General features: G+C 36.0%; 23 protein-coding genes. All 23 read right to left on the bottom strand.

The annotated features are described in order from the left end of the window. Window positions 1–219 precede the first annotated feature (219 nt). On the bottom strand, window positions 220–1,449 hold the full coding sequence (gene arcA, locus HCJ45_RS05820) for an arginine deiminase (protein WP_187124278.1): 1,230 nt from the start codon (window positions 1,447–1,449) through the stop codon (window positions 220–222). Between the two features lie 77 nt (window positions 1,450–1,526). Further along, window positions 1,527–2,186 carry a DedA family protein gene (locus HCJ45_RS05815; RefSeq protein WP_185344346.1) on the bottom strand — a complete coding sequence of 220 codons (660 nt, stop codon included), beginning with the start codon at window positions 2,184–2,186 and terminating at the stop codon, window positions 1,527–1,529. Between the two features lie 100 nt (window positions 2,187–2,286). After that, a complete protein-coding gene (locus tag HCJ45_RS05810) occupies window positions 2,287–3,066 on the bottom strand; it encodes a MurR/RpiR family transcriptional regulator (protein ID WP_187124224.1) in 780 nt (259 codons plus the stop codon). Between the two features lie 17 nt (window positions 3,067–3,083). Next, window positions 3,084–4,193 carry an agmatine deiminase gene (gene aguA / locus HCJ45_RS05805; protein WP_187124223.1) on the bottom strand — a complete coding sequence of 370 codons (1,110 nt, stop codon included), beginning with the start codon at window positions 4,191–4,193 and terminating at the stop codon, window positions 3,084–3,086. A gap of 102 nt (window positions 4,194–4,295) precedes the next feature. Next, on the bottom strand, window positions 4,296–5,237 hold the full coding sequence (gene arcC / locus HCJ45_RS05800; RefSeq protein ID WP_187124222.1) for a carbamate kinase: 942 nt from the start codon (window positions 5,235–5,237) through the stop codon (window positions 4,296–4,298). A gap of 13 nt (window positions 5,238–5,250) precedes the next feature. Further along, complete coding sequence (gene aguA / locus HCJ45_RS05795) at window positions 5,251–6,345, bottom strand: agmatine deiminase (RefSeq protein ID WP_185344338.1); 1,095 nt, start codon at window positions 6,343–6,345, stop codon at window positions 5,251–5,253. Continuing rightward, entirely contained in the window at window positions 6,332–7,717 is a 1,386-nt protein-coding gene (locus tag HCJ45_RS05790; protein WP_185380493.1) for an APC family permease, read from the bottom strand. The genes aguA (HCJ45_RS05795) and HCJ45_RS05790 overlap by 14 nt, the downstream gene beginning before the upstream one ends. Window positions 7,718–7,786: 69 nt before the next feature. Continuing rightward, complete coding sequence (ptcA, locus tag HCJ45_RS05785) at window positions 7,787–8,812, bottom strand: putrescine carbamoyltransferase (protein WP_038406361.1); 1,026 nt, start codon at window positions 8,810–8,812, stop codon at window positions 7,787–7,789. 376 nt (window positions 8,813–9,188) lie between these two features. Then, on the bottom strand, window positions 9,189–9,527 hold the full coding sequence (locus HCJ45_RS05780; RefSeq protein ID WP_185344336.1) for a DUF4064 domain-containing protein: 339 nt from the start codon (window positions 9,525–9,527) through the stop codon (window positions 9,189–9,191). Between the two features lie 232 nt (window positions 9,528–9,759). After that, entirely contained in the window at window positions 9,760–10,635 is an 876-nt protein-coding gene (locus tag HCJ45_RS05775; RefSeq protein WP_185380437.1) for a S66 family peptidase, read from the bottom strand. 81 nt (window positions 10,636–10,716) lie between these two features. Next, the gene (locus HCJ45_RS05770; protein ID WP_185380436.1) at window positions 10,717–12,621 is read right to left on the bottom strand and encodes a beta-glucoside-specific PTS transporter subunit IIABC; all 1,905 of its coding nucleotides are present in this window, start codon (window positions 12,619–12,621) and stop codon (window positions 10,717–10,719) included. A 401-nt stretch (window positions 12,622–13,022) separates the two neighbouring features. Next, entirely contained in the window at window positions 13,023–14,456 is a 1,434-nt protein-coding gene (locus tag HCJ45_RS05765; protein ID WP_185380435.1) for a 6-phospho-beta-glucosidase, read from the bottom strand. A gap of 263 nt (window positions 14,457–14,719) precedes the next feature. Beyond that, the gene (locus HCJ45_RS05760; protein WP_143211483.1) at window positions 14,720–15,118 is read right to left on the bottom strand and encodes a hypothetical protein; all 399 of its coding nucleotides are present in this window, start codon (window positions 15,116–15,118) and stop codon (window positions 14,720–14,722) included. Between the two features lie 740 nt (window positions 15,119–15,858). Further along, on the bottom strand, window positions 15,859–16,344 hold the full coding sequence (locus HCJ45_RS05755) for an LMxysn_1693 family intestinal colonization protein (RefSeq protein WP_185380434.1): 486 nt from the start codon (window positions 16,342–16,344) through the stop codon (window positions 15,859–15,861). Window positions 16,345–16,384: 40 nt separating this feature from the next. Continuing rightward, window positions 16,385–17,050: a CPBP family intramembrane glutamic endopeptidase gene (locus HCJ45_RS05750; RefSeq protein WP_185380433.1), complete on the bottom strand. Its 666-nt coding sequence runs from the start codon at window positions 17,048–17,050 to the stop codon at window positions 16,385–16,387. 580 nt (window positions 17,051–17,630) lie between these two features. Continuing rightward, window positions 17,631–17,741: an LPXTG cell wall anchor domain-containing protein gene (locus tag HCJ45_RS15145; protein WP_143211484.1), complete on the bottom strand. Its 111-nt coding sequence runs from the start codon at window positions 17,739–17,741 to the stop codon at window positions 17,631–17,633. Window positions 17,742–17,877: 136 nt separating this feature from the next. Continuing rightward, the gene (locus tag HCJ45_RS15140) at window positions 17,878–18,087 is read right to left on the bottom strand and encodes an IS3 family transposase (RefSeq protein ID WP_176941761.1); all 210 of its coding nucleotides are present in this window, start codon (window positions 18,085–18,087) and stop codon (window positions 17,878–17,880) included. Between the two features lie 333 nt (window positions 18,088–18,420). Next, window positions 18,421–18,675: an IS3 family transposase gene (locus HCJ45_RS15135; RefSeq protein ID WP_425489897.1), complete on the bottom strand. Its 255-nt coding sequence runs from the start codon at window positions 18,673–18,675 to the stop codon at window positions 18,421–18,423. Between the two features lie 41 nt (window positions 18,676–18,716). Next, window positions 18,717–18,872 carry a hypothetical protein gene (locus HCJ45_RS15130; protein WP_425489896.1) on the bottom strand — a complete coding sequence of 52 codons (156 nt, stop codon included), beginning with the start codon at window positions 18,870–18,872 and terminating at the stop codon, window positions 18,717–18,719. Between the two features lie 18 nt (window positions 18,873–18,890). After that, window positions 18,891–19,271, bottom strand: coding sequence for a helix-turn-helix domain-containing protein (locus tag HCJ45_RS15125; protein ID WP_425489895.1), 381 nt, complete (start codon window positions 19,269–19,271; stop codon window positions 18,891–18,893). 87 nt (window positions 19,272–19,358) lie between these two features. Then, a complete protein-coding gene (qoxD, locus tag HCJ45_RS05735; protein ID WP_014091592.1) occupies window positions 19,359–19,691 on the bottom strand; it encodes a cytochrome aa3 quinol oxidase subunit IV in 333 nt (110 codons plus the stop codon). Window position 19,692: 1 nt separating this feature from the next. Then, entirely contained in the window at window positions 19,693–20,304 is a 612-nt protein-coding gene (gene qoxC / locus HCJ45_RS05730; RefSeq protein WP_185344328.1) for a cytochrome aa3 quinol oxidase subunit III, read from the bottom strand. Further along, window positions 20,292–22,271, bottom strand: a complete 1,980-nt coding sequence (qoxB, locus tag HCJ45_RS05725) for a cytochrome aa3 quinol oxidase subunit I (RefSeq protein WP_185380432.1) — start codon at window positions 22,269–22,271, stop codon at window positions 20,292–20,294. The genes qoxC and qoxB overlap by 13 nt, the downstream gene beginning before the upstream one ends. Window positions 22,272–22,280: the final 9 nt, after the last annotated feature.

Raw genomic sequence — 22,280 nt, 5'->3', positions numbered from 1 at the left:
TGAAATGTTGACTGCCTTTAGCAAGCCTTCAAATCAAGAGCGAGCAAGGAATAATTTATAATTACTCACAATAAAATATTATATCATAGCACTAACTAACCAGCAAGATATTTCTCGAAAATTTCTGGTTTGAAAATACTATAGCATATCAAAAAACAGACGACAATCATTTTTGTGAAAGTTGTTTTTTGGTTGGTATTTCTATGTTTTAGTGGCAGTTTATAAATTTTCTCGAACAATTGGCATTGACATACATCTAGGACCACCACGACCTCTAGAAAGTTCTGAACTAATTACTTCATGGACATTAATTCCCGCACTTCTTAAGAGGTCATTCGATACTTGATTTCTATCATATGTAACTACTTCTCCCGGGGCAATTGCAAGTGTATTAGCCCCATCGTTCCATTGTTCTCTTGCCGATACGATGACATCTTCTCCACCACAAGGAATAAAATCGACTTCTGGTACCTGTAGCACTTCAGCAATAACCTGTTGAAAGTCTTTACGGGGGGTAATTTCTAGTCCATTTTCGCTCTTTTCCAAAATATAGACATTGAGTTCACCTTGCTTATTTTGAATGGCTGGATGGATGGTAAATTGATCAAAATTCACCATTGTAAAAACGGTATCTAAATGCATAAATGATCTTGTTTCAGGGATTTCAACAGCTAGAACACGCTTGATTTCTGCCCCTCGACTAAATAAATTTTCTGCCAGTTGCTCCACCGCACGTGCATCAGTCCGCTCGGATACTCCAATAAGGATAGTCTCGTTATTAAGGATTAATTCATCGCCGCCCTCCATTGGAAACTGCGCCTCTCTATTAATCCAAATTGGAATTTCTTGTTTATTAAATCTTGGGTGATGTTGCAAAATCAGTTCAATAAACATTGACTCTCTTCTTCTAGCTGGTTGGAACATCTTATTGATTGTCACGCCGCTTCCAATCACTGCAGCAGGATCTCGCGTAAAATATAGATTTGGAAGTGGATCTAGGAAAAATGGATATTGCTTTTCCATCATTTCATTTAGGTGTTTCTTTTTCCGTTCAGGAATTTCTGATTTTTTCAGACCAGACATAAGCTTATTGATCATCTCAGCTTCATTAAAAGACATTAAATAATCTCGAACATAAAGTGCGCTCGCATCCATTTGGTAGGACTCTTGAATCATCTTTGTAAGAAATGCTTCTTTATTTCCAGATTCCCGTAAAGCTTCAGCAGCTAGTTTTTCTAAATATAGAACTTCGATTTGAGCATCTTGCATTGTTTTCACAAAATAATCATGTTCTTTTTGCATCATTTTTAAATAAGGAATATCGTCAAACAGTAAAGATTGCAAATATTCTGGTGTGATATTTTCCAGCTCAGATCCTGGTCTTTTTACAAGAACTGTCTTCAGTCGGCCAATTTCAGATGTAATATTTAATATATTTTCCACTTCCATCACCTCTTCCTATCCACTTACCCCAAAAATGATTTTTTTACTCAGTGCATTTCCCGGGAAATAAAAAAACACGGAAATTACTCCGCGCTTTTCTTGCCAATTTTACTTCTAATATATGATACAACCATAGGAATGACTGATACAACGATAATTCCGATAACTACTAATGAGAAATTTTCTTTCACGATTGGGAAATTCCCAAAGAAGTAACCAGCTAACGTACAAATTAGCACCCATACTGTTGCTCCTAAAATATTGTAATTTAAGAAATAGCGATAATTCATCCGACTTGCCCCGGCAACAAATGGCGCGAAAGTACGGATAAATGGCATAAATCTAGCAATAAAAATAGTTTTTCCACCATGTTTATTGAAGAATGCCTCTGCTTTTTCCATTTTCTCTTTATTAATTAATTTTCCAAACCAACTATCTTCGGGTATGGATGTTCCGATTTTCTTACCAATGTGATAGTTTACTGTATCTCCAAGAACCGCTGCTAACCAAAGTGTGATTATTAGTGGGACAATATGTAAAATTGAACCATCTAAAACAGATAAAGCTCCTGCAGCAAAAAGTAATGAATCCCCTGGTAAAAATGGAAATACTACTAATCCAGTTTCTATAAATACAATCAAAAATAAAATGATGTAAGTCCAAATTCCAAAATTATTTATAATCTCCACTAAATGTTCGTCAATGTGCAAAATAAAATCAATGATGAAGGTAATAAAATCCACCAGGCGCTCACTTCCTCTTCTTTTTTTAGTCAAAGTTCATTTTACCACAAAATAGCCCAGCGTGTATCAGACTTGTGATGTATTTATCTATTTTCAAAAATTATTTTGTATTAGTTTCGTCCTCCATAAACTGATATAAAACAAGTTCCATGATAGCAATGGTCGAAATTCGCGAAGTAATATCTAAATTGTTCATTTCAATTTCATCTGTGAAGATATATAAATTAATGTCACTCATATTTTGAATAATATTATTATCTGCACCTGTAATAGAAATTAACATTGGGGTCAAACTGCGATTTTTCAATTTTTGGGCGGTTTGTATTAATTCAATATCATGTCCGCCGTATGTAAGGATAAAAACTAAATCATCACTGCCAATATGAGGAAGAACCGCTTGTCGGTACTGATAGTCTTCTGGAAATTCTACTAAAAAACCACTCATTGTATAAAGATATTTGATATATTTTGCTGCGTGTTTACTTAACCCTTTAGCAAAAATATAAATTCTCGGCTTATTTGCTAATTTTTTCGTGATTTGCTTGATTTTACTTGGTTCTAAAACTCGGACTGATTCCATAATGTTTTTTAGGTATTCTTCTCGGTAATCGGATTGTTCCACAACAAACGGAGATGGTTTTAGTTCCGTATTTCCTAGTAAAGTAAATTTAAGAACGGTTGTAAACTCGCTATATCCGGTAAACCCTAATTTTCGTACAAAACGTAAAAAAGTGGTTGTTGAAACAAAGCATTCTGCAGAAACCTCACGAATACTTTGGTTTTTAATTAAATTCATATTTTTTACTACATAATCAAACAAAATTCGTTCATTTCGAGTAAGAGAAGCTACAGTCTTGCTGGAAATTTCGAAAAAGTCCATACTTTCAGGTCTCCTTTTTATCCACGCATCGCGGTTTTATCAGGGATATGTTGTGTGATACAGTGAATATTTCCGCCGCCTAACAAAATCTCACGTGCTTTAATCCCAATAATTTCTCTATCTGGGTATAGTTTTCCAAGTAGTTCCGAAGCATCTTTATCTTTTGGGTCGTCGAAAAGCGGGAAAATAATTGCGCCATTCGCTGTGTAATAGTTCACATAGCTAGCAGCTAACCTATCTCCCGCTTGCCTTGGAAACGTTCCATTTATTGCTTCTACTCCTTCACTTTCCGCCTGTGTAATTAATACTGGATCTGGACAATACAATTTATGAATTTTGATTTTTCTTCCTTTTGCATCGGTTTCATTAGTCAAAATTTCATAACATTCGCGGGAAATTACATATTGTGGATCGCTTTTGTTGTCAGTCCATGATAGCACAACCTCGCCAGGCGCAACAAAATTAAAAATATTATCAATATGTCCATTTGTTTCATCTAAATAAAAACCATGTTTTAACCAGATAACTTTTTCTACATTAAAGTATTTTTTTAAGGTTGCTTCAATTTCAACTTTAGTTAATTGCGGATTGCGCCCCTCTGATAAAAGACATTCTTCCGTTGTTACGAGCGTTCCTTCGCCGTCTACATGAATAGAACAACCTTCTAAAATAAAATTTTCTGGTGAATAATAATCCATTCTTTCTAAATCACATATTTTTTTTGCCATTTGGTTATCTTTATCCCACGGAAAATAGAGACCATCGAGAAGCCCTCCCCATGCGTTAAATCCCCAGTTTACACCCCGCATAGCACCTTTGTCATTAATTAAAAAACTTGGTCCATAATCGCGGATCCATGCGTCATCATTGCTCATTTCAATAACGCGAATAGTATCTGGTAGTGCATTACGAGCATTTTTATACTGATTGCCTGATACAAACATCGTGACCGGCTCGTATTTTGAAATTGCAATGGCCACATCTTTATAATTTTGTTGTGCCGGTTTCCCCCCAAGTCGCCAATTATCAGGTCGTTCTGGCCAAATCATGAAACATCCAACATGAGGTTCGTATTCTCCAGGCATTCTAAACCCATCCTCTATTGGCAACCCATTCCGTTGTCCCATCCTTATTCTCCTCCTAAAACATCTTAACCATATTATACATGAAATAAAATTGTACAAGACAAAAACCGAGTAAAAATTACCCGGATTTCCGCCTCTATTCTACTATCCTGCAACAATTACCGTTCCCGCCTCATGTTCAAGCATCGCGCCAATGTTTTCAAGCGAAGTAATGATAGCTCTAGCATCTGGTCTTTCTTTGACAAACGCTATAGCTGCCTCGATTTTCGGCAACATGCTTCCTGCAGCAAATTGTTTTTCGCTGATATATTTTTCTAATTCCGAAACAGTTACTTTTTCGAGTTTTTTCTGATTGGGCTGATTGTAATTGATATAAACATTCTCTACCCCTGTTAAAATGACCAACAAATCTGCGCCGATTAATTCAGCTAATTTTTCAGATGCAAAGTCTTTATCAATAACCGTTTCAACCCCTGTTAAATCCAGTCCCTCTTCTACCACCGAAACGCCACCGCCACCTGCAGAGATTGTTACGACTCCACTATCTACGAGTTGCTTAATAACTTTATACTCTTTAATACTAAGCGGGCGCGGCGAAGGTACAACTTTACGGTAACCACGACCAGCATCTTCCAGAAAAATGGCACCTGTTTCCGTCATTTCTTTTTCAGCCTCTGCTTTACTTAAAAACGGTCCAATTGGTTTGGTTGGGTTTTCAAAAGCAGCATCATTCTTATCAACAACAACTTGTGTAATTAAAGAAACCGCCACTTTATCAATACCATGTTTTAAGAAAGCTTTATCAAGTGCGTTTTGCATCCAGTATCCGATACTCCCTTGCGTCATTGCTACACAAGTATCGAGTGGCATTGCCGGATTTTTTTCTGATGCACCCGCGTGTTGTTGCAACATCAAATTCCCCACCTGAGGACCATTCCCATGCGAAATAATTAAGTCATCCCCGTTTTCAATAAATTGAACTAAATATTCCGCCGTTTCTTCCAAGGCTTTTTGTTGTGCTTTTGAGCTGGCATCACTAGACAAAATTGCATTTCCGCCAAGTGCCACGACTATTTTTCGCTTCATTATGGCTCTCTCCTTATCCTCTTGGCACTTGTTGCGTAATGCAATGAATATTTCCGCCGCCAAGTAAAATTTCTCTCGCCTTAACACCAACAACTTCACGGTCTGGATAAAGCTGTTGCAGTTTTTCACGTGCTAATTCGTCATTTGGATCATCAAATAATGGGAAAACTACGCCACCATTTGCAGTATAGTAGTTAATATAACTAGCAGCCAAACGATCGCCTTCCTCACGCGGTAATGTTCCTTCTACCGCATCCACACCCTTGCTTTCTTCATCCGTAATTAAAATTGGTTTTGGCACATGAATTTTATGGACTTCCAATTTGCGCCCTTTTGCATCCGTTTCATTAGATAAAATATCAAAACACTCTTTGGAAATTTCATATTGTGGATCAGATTCATCATCTGTCCACGCAAGCGCAACAACACCTGGACGAACATAATTAAAAATATTATCTACATGTCCGTTTGTTTCATCTAAATAAATACCTCTTTTTAGCCAAATAATTTTTTCTAAGTTTAAATATTCTTTAAGTACCATTTCAATTTGTTTTTTCGATAGTTGGGGATTACGTCCTTCTGATAGCAGGCATTCTTCTGTTGTAACAAGTGTCCCTTCACCGTCCACATGAATCGAACCTCCTTCAAGTACAAAGTCCGCTAAACGATAACGATCTTTTCGTTCGAGTTCACATATTTTTTGAGCCACTTGGTCGTCTTTATCCCACGGGAAGTATAAACCATCCACTAAACCGCCCCATGAATTAAAAGACCAGTCCACACCACGAACATCTCCAGAATCATTAATAACAAATGTTGGACCACAGTCGCGTACCCAAGCATCATCATTATCCATCTCTACTACACGAATTTCATCAGGAATCATATATCTAGCATTTACATATTGGCTAGAACTTGCAACTACTGTGACAGGCTCGAATTTTGAAATGGCTGTTGCTACATCCACAAATGCTTTTTGGGCTGGTTTGGCACCTAAACGCCAATTATCAGGTCGTTCTGGCCAAATAATATAGCAACCAGTATGTTTTTCAAATTCACCTGGCATTCTGAAACCATCTTTTTTAGATGAACTATCAATCGTTTTCATTTTTTATCTCTCCTTTATCTATTCTTTTACCAGCAAGCCAAATACAAACTTCACCTACAATAACTGCTACAACTGTTCCTATCAAGATTGGTATCTTTTCATTTAATTCTGCACTAGACCCGTTTAAAGGAACCGCCGAGAAAATTAACGTAATAATAAGTAAAATCATTGGTACAAATGTCATTAAGTAAAGTAAAATTTTTCCACCAGGAACTTTAAATGGACGTTCGCGATTTGGATCAATCTTGCGTAATTTCAAGAAAGCTGGGAACATCAAGATGTATGAACCTAGTAAAGCAACGACATTCAAAGCAAAGAATGCCCAGAAAATATTTTCATTTGGAATAAGAGGTGCTGCAACGATTAACACTGAAGCAACGACACCATTTAAAATACTAGTCCCCGTTGGCATATCATTTTTCGGATTTGTTTTCCCAAAAACAGCTGGTAAATCTTTGTTTTTCGATGCATACATAGCCACATAGTTCACGCCGAGTGCCCATGATACTAAGTTTGCGACCAGTGTATACATAAACATAATCCCAATAATAATAACAAACGGGTTAACTCCACCAATCAGCATGATAAAGCTGTCAATTAAGCCTCCTGATGTGGAAAGTTCAGAAGTCGGAATTGCTGCCCCCATCCCGAATGCTGCTAATAAATAGAAGAAAGCTATCAAAATCCCACCATAAATAATTGCTTGTGGAATTTGTTTTTTCGGATTTTCCATATCACTTGCAAGCGTTGTAACAACTTCAAAACCTAAGAAGTTAAATAAAATAACGGAAATAAAAGATAGACTTTCTAAATCAAAAGTAGGAAGCAATGCTTTTCCAGAAAAGTCATTTGCAAGCCCTTTTGTAACCGCAAAATAAATTCCAAGCACACCAAGAGATAGCATGATCGCTACTTTACAAAACGCTGCAATATTAAGTATCCATTTACTATCACTCACTGGATAGCAACTAATAATAACAACAATCCAAACAAAAACGAGTTGAATCAATATCGAAACCGGCGTCCCAAATGATATTGGAAAAATTTGAGTAATTACTTCTACAAATAACACCGCTAAACTTGCCATCCAAATTGGATAATTAATCCAGTAAAGCCAAGCAACTCTGGCACCCCATTTTCGTCCAAATGCTCGTTTCACCCAATCATAAATCCCGCCCTCATCATCATAGGTTGTCCCAAGTTCTGCTGAGACAAGCCCATATGGTAAGAAAAATAATATTAAGAGTGCAATCCACCAGAAAAACTGAGACGACCCGATCGCTGCTGCCGGTGCGGCTGATTCCACAACTAAGACAACGCAGACAGCCATAAGAACTGCATCAAATAACCTGAATTTCTTTTTTTCCAAAATGCCCACTCCTTTTTTTAAGTGGGGGGAAGAAAGCTATTAAGACTTTCTTCTCCTCCTTATTTTGGTATCTTATAAACCAGCGCCATTTCTAAGCAATAGTTCTAGCTCTGCATCATATTTTTCTGCTACCGCAAAACCAGCTTCCTTCACATATGGATTCATGAAATATACAAGTAGCGCTCTCATCGCAGTCAATCTATTTTCTGCTTCATCGATGACAACAGAATAAGGCGCATCCAGAACTTCATCTGTCACTTCTTCGCCACGAGTAGCTGGCAAGCAGTGCATAAATTTCACATGTGGGGCCGCTTTACTAATTAGCTCTTTATTCACTTGATATTTAGGATAGAAAGTTTTCAATCTTTCTTCTTCAGAAAGTTCTGCTTCATATAAGCCATACCATACATCTGTATAAATAAAGTCCGCATCTTTAAGTGCAATATCCGCATCTTCTGTAATTAAATAACTTCCGCCAGATACTTTGCAATTTTCTTCGGCAATTTTCAAATGTTCTTCTCTTAGTTGGAATCCTTTAGGGCCAAATTGAACAAAATCCATTCCTAATTTAGTCGCCATAAACATGGTCGATGCACAAACTTGGGTAGCATCCCCAACAAAAACAATTTTGCAATCCTCAATTTTCTTGCCTGCTGGAAGATGTTCAAACATAGTAATCGCATCACCTAGCTCTTGTGTTGGGTGATTGTAATCGCTCATCCCGTTGATTACTGGAATTGCTGCAGTATTCGCAAGTTCCTCTACTGTTTGATGCCGTTCTACACGTGCCATCAAAATATCTACCAATCTGGAAAGAACTTTCGCTGTATCACCTACTGATTCGTGCCCGCCAAGTTGAATTTGTCCTGGCGCTAAGTACTGAGCATGTCCGCCAAGTTGTGTCATCGCTGTTTCAAAAGATACCCGTGTTCTCGTCGATGATTGTTCGAAAATCATACCTAGTGTTTTATGTTTTAAAAGTTGTGGATAATGACCATTTTTAATAGATTCTTTCATTTTACGACCAATTTCTATCATAAATAGTATTTCTTCTTTAGAAAAATCTTTCGTATCGATAAAGTCTCTTTTTTTGTTCATTTTTGTCACCTCAACAGTTTATTTTCTACATATTATCTGGGCATACTCGAGTAATTCCTTGCCACATGCTCATCATAGTACAAATAAACTTATTTTTGAATACGTTTTCAGGTTTTAAGAACAGGCGGAATCACCCTGTAACTCGTTACATTCTGCGTAACATGTGACATGGGCAAAAAAGGAGACTGGCAAAACCCCTGCTATCAAAAGGTCTTCTCCAGCCTATATATGATAATAATATGCGAGCAATTGAAAAGAATAATCCTACGAAAAGATGTCTGATATTTATTAGCGAATTTCATTTCCCATTCATTTTTCGTCCTCCTAATAAATCACTAAAAAACGCCGCCTGGTAAGCCCAGACGGCGTTTCAATTTTATTCCTCTACGGAAGCAGCTTCTTCATAATTGATTAATGCAATTAGTCCACCAACAGCAAGTAGCACGATTGGTAGTAAGAACATTATGGAAATGGACATTGTGCAGCCAATTGCCGCAGCAACCATCATTGCGCCACCAAGACGCGGTTTATTCGACACTACAAACGAACCAGCAAGCCCAACACCTGAAAGCACAAGCGAACCAATCGTTAACATATAGAAGAAAAACGATTCCTCTTCTAAAGCTTGTGAAATATCAGGAATAACCAGTACCATCAAACTAAAACCAATACCAAGTGCCGCCCCTAAAAATCCCAGCAATCCTTCAACTTTCATGACAAAAACTCCTTTTAATTACGCATTTTCTTTTATGTTATCATTTTAACAAAAAAATGGGTAGTTATCAGCTTAGAAAACAAAAAAAGACCGGCAATTACGCCGGCCACAAAAAGGGAGTTTAGGATTTTAAGGAATTTTACAATTAGCAAAAAGGGAGTAAAACTAATTGCATTCCTTGCTTACAAATACTATATTACCGATTAAATATGAACATTTAACGATGATTTTATTAAAAATTTGTTAATGTTTCACGTGAAACATTAACTTTTGCTCCAATTAAGCATGGTTTTGCTGCCGCGCTATGTCCAATTTCAGCTGTGCGAAAAATAGGCAATTTATATTTTAGACCTAGTTCTTGATATAAGTGGCCTATTTTGCCGTATTCTCCATTCTTTTCGGCTTCTGAATATTCACCGATAATCAGACCTGAACACTTAGAAAAAGCTCCTAGTTGCTCTAATTGGGCCAGATACGATGCTATTTTGGCCTCTCTTCCTCCTAGGCTTTCTAATAAAATAAGTTTGCCTGAAAAATCTGGCATAAATTCTGTCCCAGCTAACTTTAAAAAACAACGAATATTCCCACCAATTACCTCTGCATGACTCCATTCAAAATTAGTAATGGATTCTCCAGTAATCATTAGTCTATTTTCAAAAAACACTTGTCTGAATTGCTCCAACTGTAATACGCTCTCGCTTCCAACTAAGTTTAACAGTAAATAATTATATCCCATCTGTTTTGTTTTTGTATAAATAGCATTCAGGATTACTGTTAAATCACTATAACCAATGAAAGGCTTTCCAGATTCACGAATAATATCAAAATCGAGATAAGGTAAAATTTGATTCGCAGCATCCCCACCAGAAATATCAAAAATAGCTTTAATTTCAGGGTTCGTATACAATCGCATTAATTCCGTCGCCCGTTCTTCCGCAGTCCCACTATACGGCGAGTCATCCATTTGAAAAATAGTTTTAGCAAAAAGAGTTTTCAATTCCAATTCGGCGTCTAAAATACGCACTAAATCAGTAATTCTCTCTTTATCCGCAACTCTCCTACCATCAGAGCAACAAATAATCCCAATACTATCTCCCGTTTTCAACATAACTCCACCACCTAGTTTTTTCTCAGTATAACATAAAAAACAGCTTGAGCAATTTCCGCCCAAGCTGCTTAATTAGTATGATTAAATTACTAGTGTGATTAAACGATCTTCTAATTTAGCTTCTTTAGAATCAGTAATCATTACATCTAGATAGGAACCTGAGTTTGTGATGACTACTGGAGTTGTTACATCATATCCAGCTTCTTTAATGCCTTCAATATCAAATTCAACTAATAATTGACCTTTTTCAATCGTATCACCTTGTTTAACATGTGCTGTGAAGAATTTACCCTCTAATTGAACTGTGTCCATACCAATGTGAATCAGTACTTCTGCACCGTCATTTGTTGTAATACCAACTGCATGACCTGTTGGGAAAATGGTTGTTACTGTTCCTGCTGCTGGAGCGACTACCCGTCCTACAGAAGGGATAATTGCAACACCTTTACCAAGTGCGCCGGATGAAAATGCTTCGTCTTTTACGTCTGCTAAAGTAACGATTTCGCCAACTACTGGAGCTGGAATTGTTTCACGTTCGATTAAAGTTTCACCTTCAACTGTGTTAGATTCTTCCACTACTGCTTCCGCTGGGTCTTTGAATCCAAGTACATAAGTTAGGATGAAACCAAGGATAAAGCTGATAGCGATTGCGATGAACACCCACCAAAGTGAGCTGTCAATTCCCGCACCTGGTTTAATGAAACTCGGAATACCGAAAATTCCAAGACCACCAATAATATAACTTTGAGCTCCTGCAAACCCAATAATTCCTCCACCAATACCACCAGCGATACAGCTCATGATAAATGGTTTTTTCAGTGGTAAAGTAACCCCGTAAATCGCTGGCTCAGTAACACCAAAGATACCGGAAATAAATGCTGGGATACTAAGAGATTTAATTTTTGTATTTTTAGTTTTAAAGAATACTGCGAGTACCGCACCGATTTGTGCGAAAGATGCTCCGAATGTCATTGCTAAAATCGGATCGTGTCCAAGTACTGTGAGGTTGTTGATTGCCACTGGTACAAGACCCCAGTGAAGTCCAAAAATAACGAACACTTGCCAGAAACCACCTAATAGTAAACCAGCAACAACTGGACTTAAATGATAAACCCAAATGGTACCTGCTCCAAGTAACTGACCTGCCCATGTAGCAATTGGACCAATAACTAGGAAAGTTAGTGGGACTACTACTAATAATGTACAGAATGGAACTACGAATGTTTTTACTACATCTGGAACGATTTTTTTGAAACCTTTTTCAACTTTAGAACCAAAGTATGCTGCTATGATAATCGGAATAACAGAAGATGCATAAGACATCAAGATAACTGGAATTCCTAAGAAAGTTATATGAATTGGAGATTCAAAAATAGTACCTCCGAAAAGAGTATAAATTGGATCACCTGCAGAAACGCCAGCAAGTGTCGGATAAACTAACGATGCACCAATAGCCATCCCAATAAATATATTCCCACCAAATTTTTTCATTGCTGTGTAACCTAGGAATATTGGGAAGAAGTAGAACAAACAATCCCCAATTGCATAAAGCAAAATATAAGTCCCTGATGTTTCGGTTAGCCAACCAAATGCTAAGAACATCGCTGTGAAACCTTTAATCATACCGGTTGCAGCTAACACACCTAAAACTGGAGTGAATACACCGGAAATCATATCAATAAATCGGTTAAAAATATTTCCACCTGATTCTGAACTACTATCTTCAGCGCCTTCAGCAGAGATACCACTAACGGCTAATACTGCACTAAATACATCTGGTACATGGTTACCAATAACAACTTGGTATTGACCACCACTTTTAATTACGGAAATTACTCCATCAAGTTTTTCGATTTCTTTAGTGTTTGCAATACTCTCATCTTTCAGTTTAAACCGAAGTCTGGTAATACAATGGAAAACACTGTTGATATTTTCTTTACCGCCAACATTTTTCAAAATGTCTTTTGCTAACTGTTCGTATTTCATTTTGACGACTTCCTTCCTCTTTTTGGTTTTTTGGGCAAAAAGAAAAACCTAAGCTCATTCGAGGACTTCACGCATACACGTGTCCTACAAATCAGCTTAGGTTTTGCCCAATGAATTGGTAACAATCCTTTGTGATGAGATAAATATATCATATAAAGAAAACGGTTGCAAGCCTTTTTTTAAAATAATTTTATTTGGGAAGAATTAATGTCCTCGAGATAAGTTAAAACCTAAGATTTCGCATTCTCCGTTTTTTTATAATCCGGCTGTTTTACCTTTGTTTTCTGCTGAATATCCTATTATTTAAGTCTGGATTTAAAATTGAAAAAGAAGAAAATGCCAATAAATAATATCACTTAAAACCCCCACCTTCACGCTAGAAGATGGGGGTTTTTTAATTATTAATCGATTTCTTTACCATTTGTTTCAATTACTTTTTTATACCAGTCGAATGATTTTTTCTTCGAGCGGTCAAGTGTTCCGTTACCTTTGTTATCACGATCAACATAGATAAAGCCATAACGTTTTTTCATTTCGCCAGAGCCTGCGCTGACAAGGTCGATGCAGCCCCATGGTGTGTATCCAAGAAGTTCTACGCCGTCTTCAATTGCTTCACCCATTTCGCGTACGTGTTCGCGCATGTAGTCGATACGGTAATCATCATTAATTGAACCGTCTTCTTCTACTGTGTCCACTGCACCTAAGCCATTTTCCACGATGAAAAGTGGTTTTTGATAGCGGTCATAAATGGTATTCATTGTAATACGTAGACCTAGTGGATCAATTTGCCAACCCCATTCGCTTGCTTTTAGGTATGGGTTTTTTAGTGTTGCGAATACGTTGCCTTCTGTTTCTTTGTTTTTCTCAGGATCTGCACTAGTTAGACGGGAAGAATAGTAACTGAATGCTATATAGTCTACTGTGTGATCACGTAAAGCTTCTACATCGCCATCTTCCATTTTGATGTTGATGTTGTTTTCTTTAAAGAAGCGTTTTGTATAGCTTGGGTAGTAACCGCGTGATTGAACATCAATGAAGAAGTATCCTTCACGATCAGCACCAATTGATTTCCAAACATCTTCTGGATTACATGTCATTGGGTACGTGTTTCCCGCAGCAAGCATACAACCGATTTGATTTTCTGGGTTGATTTCATGACCAAGTTTTGTTGCAAGAGCTGATGCAACTAGTTGGTGATGCGCCGCTTGATATTTCACTTCTTCCGGATTTTCTTCCTTAGTAACATCTAAACCGCCACCAATGTATGGAAGATGAAGAATCATGTTAATTTCGTTAAATGTCATCCAATATTTTACTTTATCTTTATAACGTGTGAAAATCGCTTCACAGAAATTTAAGTAAAAATCAATACATTTACGGTTTTTCCACCCACCATATTTTTTGAAAACTTCAAGTGGTGTATCAAAATGGTTAATTGTAACAATAGGTTCGATGCCGTATTTATGACATTCGTCAAAAACTGCATCATAAAATGCTAATCCTTTTTCATTTGGTTTCGCTTCATCACCATTTGGGAAAATACGTGGCCAGCTGATGGACATCCGGAAACATTTGAATCCCATATCCGCCATTAATTTAATGTCTTCTTTATAACGATGATAAAAATCAATGGATTCGTGACTTGGGTAAAAACCATAATCTGTAGCAAGCGCTTTCGATGGATTGAATAAAGCTTCCCAACGTCCGTCCTCTACTGTTGGAAGGATATCTACAAGTGAAAGTCCTTTGCCATCTTCAAGATAAGCTCCTTCACATTGGTTTGCAGCAACTGCTCCACCCCATAAAAAATCTTTAGGAAATTTTGATTCTGTCATTTTTGTGTATCTCCTCTCACATTTATAATTTACTTCTTAACTATAGAATATGTAATGCATTACAGAGCAAGGAATATTTTTTTAATTTTTTCGAAGAGCTAAAAATTTTGTTTAAAATAAGGTTTATTATCGATTCGAGTTTTAAAATCATTGTATCCTTTGTGAAATAAAGAAGAAATGAGTTTCTAGAGACTCCCACTTTAAGTATAAATCTAGTCTGATTTTTGAGATTGCAAAAAGAAACTCTTTTTCTTTTTTACTAATTACCATTTCTTTAAGTTGTTCTGAGGGAGTGTAAAATAAACCTTCAATACCTCCTCATATAAGTATCTAGCATCTGAACTTCGAAAAAAAGAATCTTGAATTCCTTGATTGTTAATTTCAAAATAAGGATTATTATCCAGCCCAATAATAGAAATATCATGTAGTTCTTCTAATACTGAGAGCGCCCTTGTTTTTCCTAAAACATTAATTATTTCACTATAAAATTCTTTGTTCATTCCTAGCGAAATAAATTCATCATTTAATCTAGTAAATTGGTTTGGAATTACAGAACCAGTTCTATGTTTATCTTTATGTAATATTCGTATTGTTCCTATTTCCTCAAACTTATCATTCGTAAATAAATCAATAAAAAAAAGATGTCTTATAACCATAATCATCCCAATTATCTTTGGTTAAGATTATAAATTTTTTTATTATCACCTTCTGGTTTTACTTCCCTTTCACTTGTAAAACTTCGAACAAAATACTCCGTTATCTTCCCTCACTACATATTTTTCTTTTGTATATTTTTAAGTTATAACACGAAATAAAAATAAATTATAAAATTCTATATCTCTTTCCACATCCTATAATAATCAAATTCGTTCCTAAATTGTTTTAACTAACAGATTCACATATTCCATAATAGTCTAACTTCATTCAAAACTTCTTATCTATCCAAAATCATTTTAGCGTAATACTTAGCTATTAGATGAATTAAAATCTAACAGTCATCAGTAATTATTTGCTCATATTTTTTCATATATGAATATTCTATAATAGTACCTAAATTGGTATTATCTTAGAAACAACGAATTTAATAAACTTTATCCATGAAGTTCACTATCAATAATTCTATCCAAAATGTCTACTTTTATTATCATCTGTAACTCCTAAATCTTAATAAGATTACACTCTGGTTATTCTATGCTTACCAAATCAAGATGTACAATGATTTCCACCAAACAAAAAGAACATATGCTCGCTCATATAACGTAAACGTATGTTCTTTCCTATCATTTTTAGGTTAAAAGTTAATTTATATCATTCTTCAGTAACTACTCATTAATATTATTTTCTACCTACAACTTTACTAATGCATATGACTCTCATCTTTAAAAGTCCTTATGTTCTAGTTTCACTTAATTTTTTTATGTTCTTTATATGATGCTCCATTACTTTTATATGTGTAAGTTCCAACATATTTTCCTGATCCATTTTCGTATTTTTTAACTTTTACGGTTACATTAGCTTTCACTTGAGATAATTGACAACGTCCTATCGGAACCGTTGATACACCAAGACTTAAAGGTCCAACTGGTATCCCAATATTATAAGACTTATTATGATTCTCAATCTTTATCTTTTTTGTACTGATTTTTTTAATACTGTGAGAAATTGTTTTATAGTGAAACCCTGTTGCACTTTTCACTATCATTTGTTCACTTTTAGTTGTATTATTCATCGAGTCATCTAGTGATACTGGTAGTAGATTTTCATCTAAAATTATTCCTTTTTCTTGAAAAGAATCTTCTTCATGAGCTGATACTAACGATGGTACTCCTAAAACAATAAAACTTCCAACTAATACTGGCAAAACGAACTTTCCAACAATTTTTTTCATTCTTTTCTCCCTCTTTCTCTCATTGAATTTATAGATAATTCTATGCAGAAGTAAGATATTTTACCAATAGCATTATAGCAGGTAAAACAATTGCATAAAAATTATTTATCAAATGGATAATTATTGTATACCATATGTTTTTAGTGACTAAGTAGATACAACCCAAAAACAATCCAGCAAAAAAATAAGGTATTAATTGTTCAAAACTATTTGTACTCCAGTAATGTGCAAATCCAAATAATAAACTTGAAATAAACAAAAGTACAACTTTAGCTGATTTTTTATTTGAAATACTAAAGAACAAATAACGAAAATATAATTCTTCTGTCACTGCTGTAAGCAACCCATACATAGAACATATAAGTATAAAAATTAATTGCATTAGAGTTGCAGTTTCTGCATTAAAATTAGTTGTTTCTCCAACAGCTAAACTTCCGAAAATTAAAATCATCTGTAGAATAATAGTTCCAATAACGCCAATAAGGAGCATTTTCCACCATTTAGTTTTTAAGTCTTTCCTATCTTTTTTTAAAACATCTTTAAATAAATAAATAGAAATAAGAAAACATAGTAATATTGGTAAGAATATACCTAAATAAGTTAACCAATACAAATTTTTGTGAGTTTCATTCCAATTCACAATTACAAACTGGAGTATGATTTGGAGAGGAGCTATTAGAAATGCTAAATATTTATATTTTTTCATAATCCATCCTTTGAGATTTATTGTTATTAGAAGCTAGTTCTACTTTATCATAAGAAACCCATGTATAACCAAAAATGTAATGAAATGTCCGATTCTTGTCATGAATGAGCAAATACAGGCTAATTTAGGAGTAATTCGCAACTCAGTTTGCATGGTTTTACAACAAAAAGTTCTTGAAGAGTTCTTTCCCAGTAGTTATACACAATTTTATTCATCTTTAAATCAAATAGTCACAAAGATTTCAATTTTAACTAAATTACAGAACATTAAAAGCTAAGTAATTCACATTTAAAAGTGAAAATCGTTTTTTTCGCTGCATACCATGTTATATTTTTTCACCCCAAAGAAGAAAAAAACTATTTTACTGACTGCAAAAGTTTACATCTCTTTCTATCATAGTAAGTATTGCAGCTCAATCAATCACAACCCAAACTACTAAAAATAATTCCCAGCTCTATCAATTGAATTGTTTAACATTTCTACTAAAATTCTATTCTTAAAACATTACAAAACCCGCAGAAAATCTGTAATAGATTTCTGAAGGTTTTTACTATCTCATTTTGATAGGTCAGTTCCTACTTTATTCGGTATCTTCTTTATATCTTTTCTTTGGAATTTTAATAACAAATAATGCTATTAAAATCAGTAACATTCCGAGCAACATATGATTGTTATCACCTGTTTTTGGCAACTTTATTTTCGGTTACCTTTACTTGATTATTTTCTGAGGCCTGTCCGTTATCTTTCCCATTTTCATTCGTATCATCTTTCGGGTACACTTCAAAAGTTAGACCAAATGCCGACCAGAGAAATCTGGTTGGTATTTTTTATGCGGTCATCTGTTCGCGGTACTGAATAGGACTACAACCAAGTTTCGTTTTAATTCGATGATGATTGTAGTAATGTATCCAATCTTCTATTGCTTGCTTCAATTGTTTAAAGCTGGCATAAATTACCCCGTAATACATTTCTTGCTTTAACAGTCCAAAGAAATTCTCCATCGGAGAATTGTCAAAACAATTCCCTTTTCGTGACATACTTTGAAAGATGTTTTGCTTGGTTAACTGCTTTTTGTATGCTTTCATTTGGTAAGCCTATCCTTGGTCAGAGTGGAACGTACGACGATAGGGGCAATCATCGGTACGGTCCATCGCTTCTTTTTGGGCATCCATAATGGCTTTAGCGTTGGGACGCTCAGAAATTCGATACGATAAAATTTCTCCGTTAAACATATCAAGGAAAGGATCTAAATACAATTTTTTGATAACTAGCTGCTTGTTTTTATCACGCTCGTAATATTTGAATTCCGATGTATCCGTGGTCACTTTTTGATGAGGAATGGATATATAAAAACGTCGACGAATACGGTTTTATGCCACTCGTCCAATAGTTCCTTTGCAAGAATTATATCTGCGAGATTTCCGAATAAACTTGGAGCCTTTTAGCCCAAGTTTACCCATAATTCGTCGAACTTTTTTCTGATTGACCTTTATTCCTTGTGCCTTCAACGCTAGTTGAATCCGGCGATAGCCATAGTTTCCGTGATGCTCATCAAAAATTTCTTGAATCTTTTTCTCTAATGATGCATTTGGATTTTTCTGTTCTAATCGTTTTTGCCAATACATGTAGGTCGCTTTAGGAAATTTTGTGGCTTGCAGAAGAGTCGTTAATCGGAACTCACTTCGGAGTTCGTGGATGATTCGGTCATCTCGTTCTTGAGTCGTTCTGGGATATCCATTCCTAAAGCACGGAGCTTTTTTATAAAAGCAAGTTCTGCACGTAATAATTCGTTTTCTCGTTCTAATGCTTGTTCCCGTGTCATGGGTTTCTTGGGCTGAATTTATTTCTTTTTCTTGGACATCGAAGGTCGTCCTTTCTGTTTTGGTGAAAGACCTTCGATGCCTTCTCGCAGAAATTTTTGGTGCCAACTTTGAAGTAAATCCCCTGAAGGCAAACCATACTGCAAGGCAACATCTAGGTAAGAGTCACCGCTATTTAAGTAATAGTGTAGGATATTTTGCTTGAATTGGGAAGTGTAATGTTGTTTGGTTCTTCGCCTTTGTAATGCTTCAAACCCCCATGCCTCTACAATCTTCACCCATTTTCTAACCAGAGAAAAATGTGATATACCAAAGCGTTGAGCGAATGTGCCATAACCACCTTCGCCGTTTTGGTAAGCTTCCACTACTTTCCTCTTAAATCCATCATCATATTTAGCCAATTAAAATACGCCTCTAAAGTTAGATTTTTTGGTCTAACTTTAGGGGCGCACTACATGGACTTGGTTTTTTCCTCTTATTTAATTTTCCTACATTAAATGATTCATATGACCAATTTCCATTACCCAATAAGAACCAATAACAACGACAATTGCAATAAATGCTGCGAATAAAATATTTCCAATTTGAATTTTTCCATCGCGGCCTTCTGTCATATGCATGAACATTAGGAGCTGTAGAGCGGCCTGAATGAACGCAAAGATGAAAATGATTACTACCTTTACATTGGTGGTTAGTGTAGAGTAAAGAGCTACCCAGACAGCTAGTAGCGTTAAAATAATTGATAACGCAAAGCCAACAATGTGTTTCCACGGAATGCCACCTTCAGCATGAGCTGCATTTGATTTATTATTTTGCGCCATATTAATTCACCATCCCAAACAAGTAGACACCGGTGAAAATGAAAATCCACACAACATCAAGGAAATGCCAGTATAAACTGGAAATAAATACTTTTGATGCTGTTTTTGGCGTCAAACCATGCATTTTAATTTGAATTAAAATAAAACTAATCCAGAAAATCCCAACAGTTACGTGAAGTCCGTGTGTCCCTAGTAGAACGAAAAATGCTGACCAGTAAGAACCGATTTGCATTGTTACGCCTTCCGTTACATAGTGTGCAAATTCATAAAGTTCAAAACCAACAAAGCCTGCACCTAGAATCAGCGTAATAATTGAGTAAATCGTCAACATTTTCACATTGCCTTTACGCATCTCACCAATCGCGAGACCACAAGTAAAACTACTTGTTAAAAGTAAAAATGTCATAATTAATACTAACCACAGCTCAAACATTTCAGCTGGCGGATGACCCGCATTAGAACCAGCTTTTCTCATAACAAAGTAAGTAGCAAAAAGAGTGGCAAACAAAGCAATTTCGGCGCCAAGGAAAATCCAGAAACCAAGAATATTTAATCGACCTTGTTCTGACCTATATTCAATGGGCAGATTTTTATTTGTTTCTACAGATTCCATGGATTACCCTCCTTTACACCAGTCGCAAGTTCGCGCGCATTATGTTCTTCTGTTGCTTTAATTTCATCCACTTCAACGTGGTAACCATCATTATTTTGGAATGAACGATAAACCATACAACCTAAAATTCCAATCAGACCAATAATTGCTAACCAATACCAGTAGAATACTAAACCAAAGCCAGCAATGAAGAAGAAGACGGACATTACAAACCCGACCATTGTGTTGCTCGGCATATGAATTGGTTTATAATTTTTATCATTCACATATGGATCGCCTTTTTGTTTTCTATTCCAGAAATCATCCAAATCATTCCATTCTGGTAAAACAGCGAAGTTATATTTTGGCGGAACAGCAGAACTTGTAGCCCATTCAAGTGTACGTGCATTCCAAGGGTCACCAGTAACTTCTCGTTTCGAATTTTTATAACTGTAATAAATGTTATAACAAAGAACCAAGAATGCTACACCCATTAAGAAGCCACCGACTGTGGAAATAAAGTTAAGTGTTGTCCAGCCATCACCTTGTACGTAAGTGTAGATACGACGAGGCATACCATCAAGTCCTAGGAAATATTGCGGGAAGAAACAAACATTAAATCCAACAACGAAAATCCAGAAGAACCATTTACCAATTTTTTCATTTAATCTGTAACCGACCATTTTTGGATACCAGTATGTAAGCCCAGCAAAACAGGAGAACACGGTTCCAGCAATTAATACATAATGGAAATGCGAAACTAAGAAATACGTATTGTGATATTGATAGTCGGCCGCAGCCATCGCAAGCATAACCCCAGTTACCCCACCAACAACAAAGTTAGGGATAAAAGCAAGCGACCAAAGCATTGGGGTTGTGAAGGTTATTCGTCCTTTATACATCGTAAATAACCAGTTGAATATCTTAATCCCGGTTGGTATCGCAATCATCATCGTGGTAATAGAGAAGAAGGAGTTAACAAGCGCTCCTGATCCCATCGTGAAGAAGTGATGGACCCAAACCAGGAAACTTAGTAAAGAAATAACAGCCATCGCAGCAACCATCGCCGGATAACCAAATAGTTTTTTCCTGGAGAACGTAGAAATGATTTCGGAAAAAATACCAAATGCCGGTAAAATTACGATATACACTTCTGGATGCCCCCAAACCCAGAATAAATTGGCCCACATCATCGGGAGCCCTCCGTTCGTGAGTGTGAAGAATGCAGTCCCAAACAATCGGTCAAATGACATTAATGCAAGTGCCACTGTTAAAACTGGGAAAGCGAAAATAATAATTAAACTTGTAATTAATGAAGACCAAGTAAACATTGGCATTTTCATTAAAGTCATACCTTTTGTACGCATTCGTAAAATCGTAACGAAAAAGTTAATCCCCGTCATTAGTGTCCCAATACCCGCGATTTGAACCCCTAGAAGGTAGAAGTTAATTCCATATCCAGCACTAAAATCTGTGGCTAGTGGCGCATAGTTTGTCCAACCAGCGTCTGGCGAACCACCAATTACAAATGATAAGTTAAATAGCATCGCACCCATAAAGAATGTCCAAAAACTTAAGTTATTTAAAAACGGAAATGCCACATCACGTGCACCAATTTGAAGTGGTACTGCAATGTTCATAAGACCAATAATAAACGGCATTGCCATAAATAAAATCATAATAGTTCCGTGCGTAGAAAACACTTCATTGTAATGCTGTGCATCTAAAAATTTCATATCCGGTAAAGCGAGCTGGGTACGCATCATCAGCGCATCCACACCACCGCGGAAAAACATTAAAACCGCAGCAAGTAAATACATAATACCAATTTTTTTATGATCAACAGAGGAAATCCACTCTTTCATGAGCCATTTCCATTTTTTAGTGTAAGTTAGTAACACAACGATACCAACACTAGCAAGCACAATAGATATCTGTGCACCTAGGATCATCGGGTCGCCGGTTACGATAAACTCATTCCATTTCATGCCTTATGT

Origin of the sequence: Listeria immobilis (assembly GCF_014322845.1) — a bacterium.
In the GTDB taxonomy this organism is placed as follows: Bacteria; Bacillota; Bacilli; order Lactobacillales; family Listeriaceae; genus Listeria; species Listeria immobilis.
The sequence above is the reverse complement of the archived record's forward strand: the minus strand, read 5'-3'. Positions and strand labels throughout refer to the sequence as shown.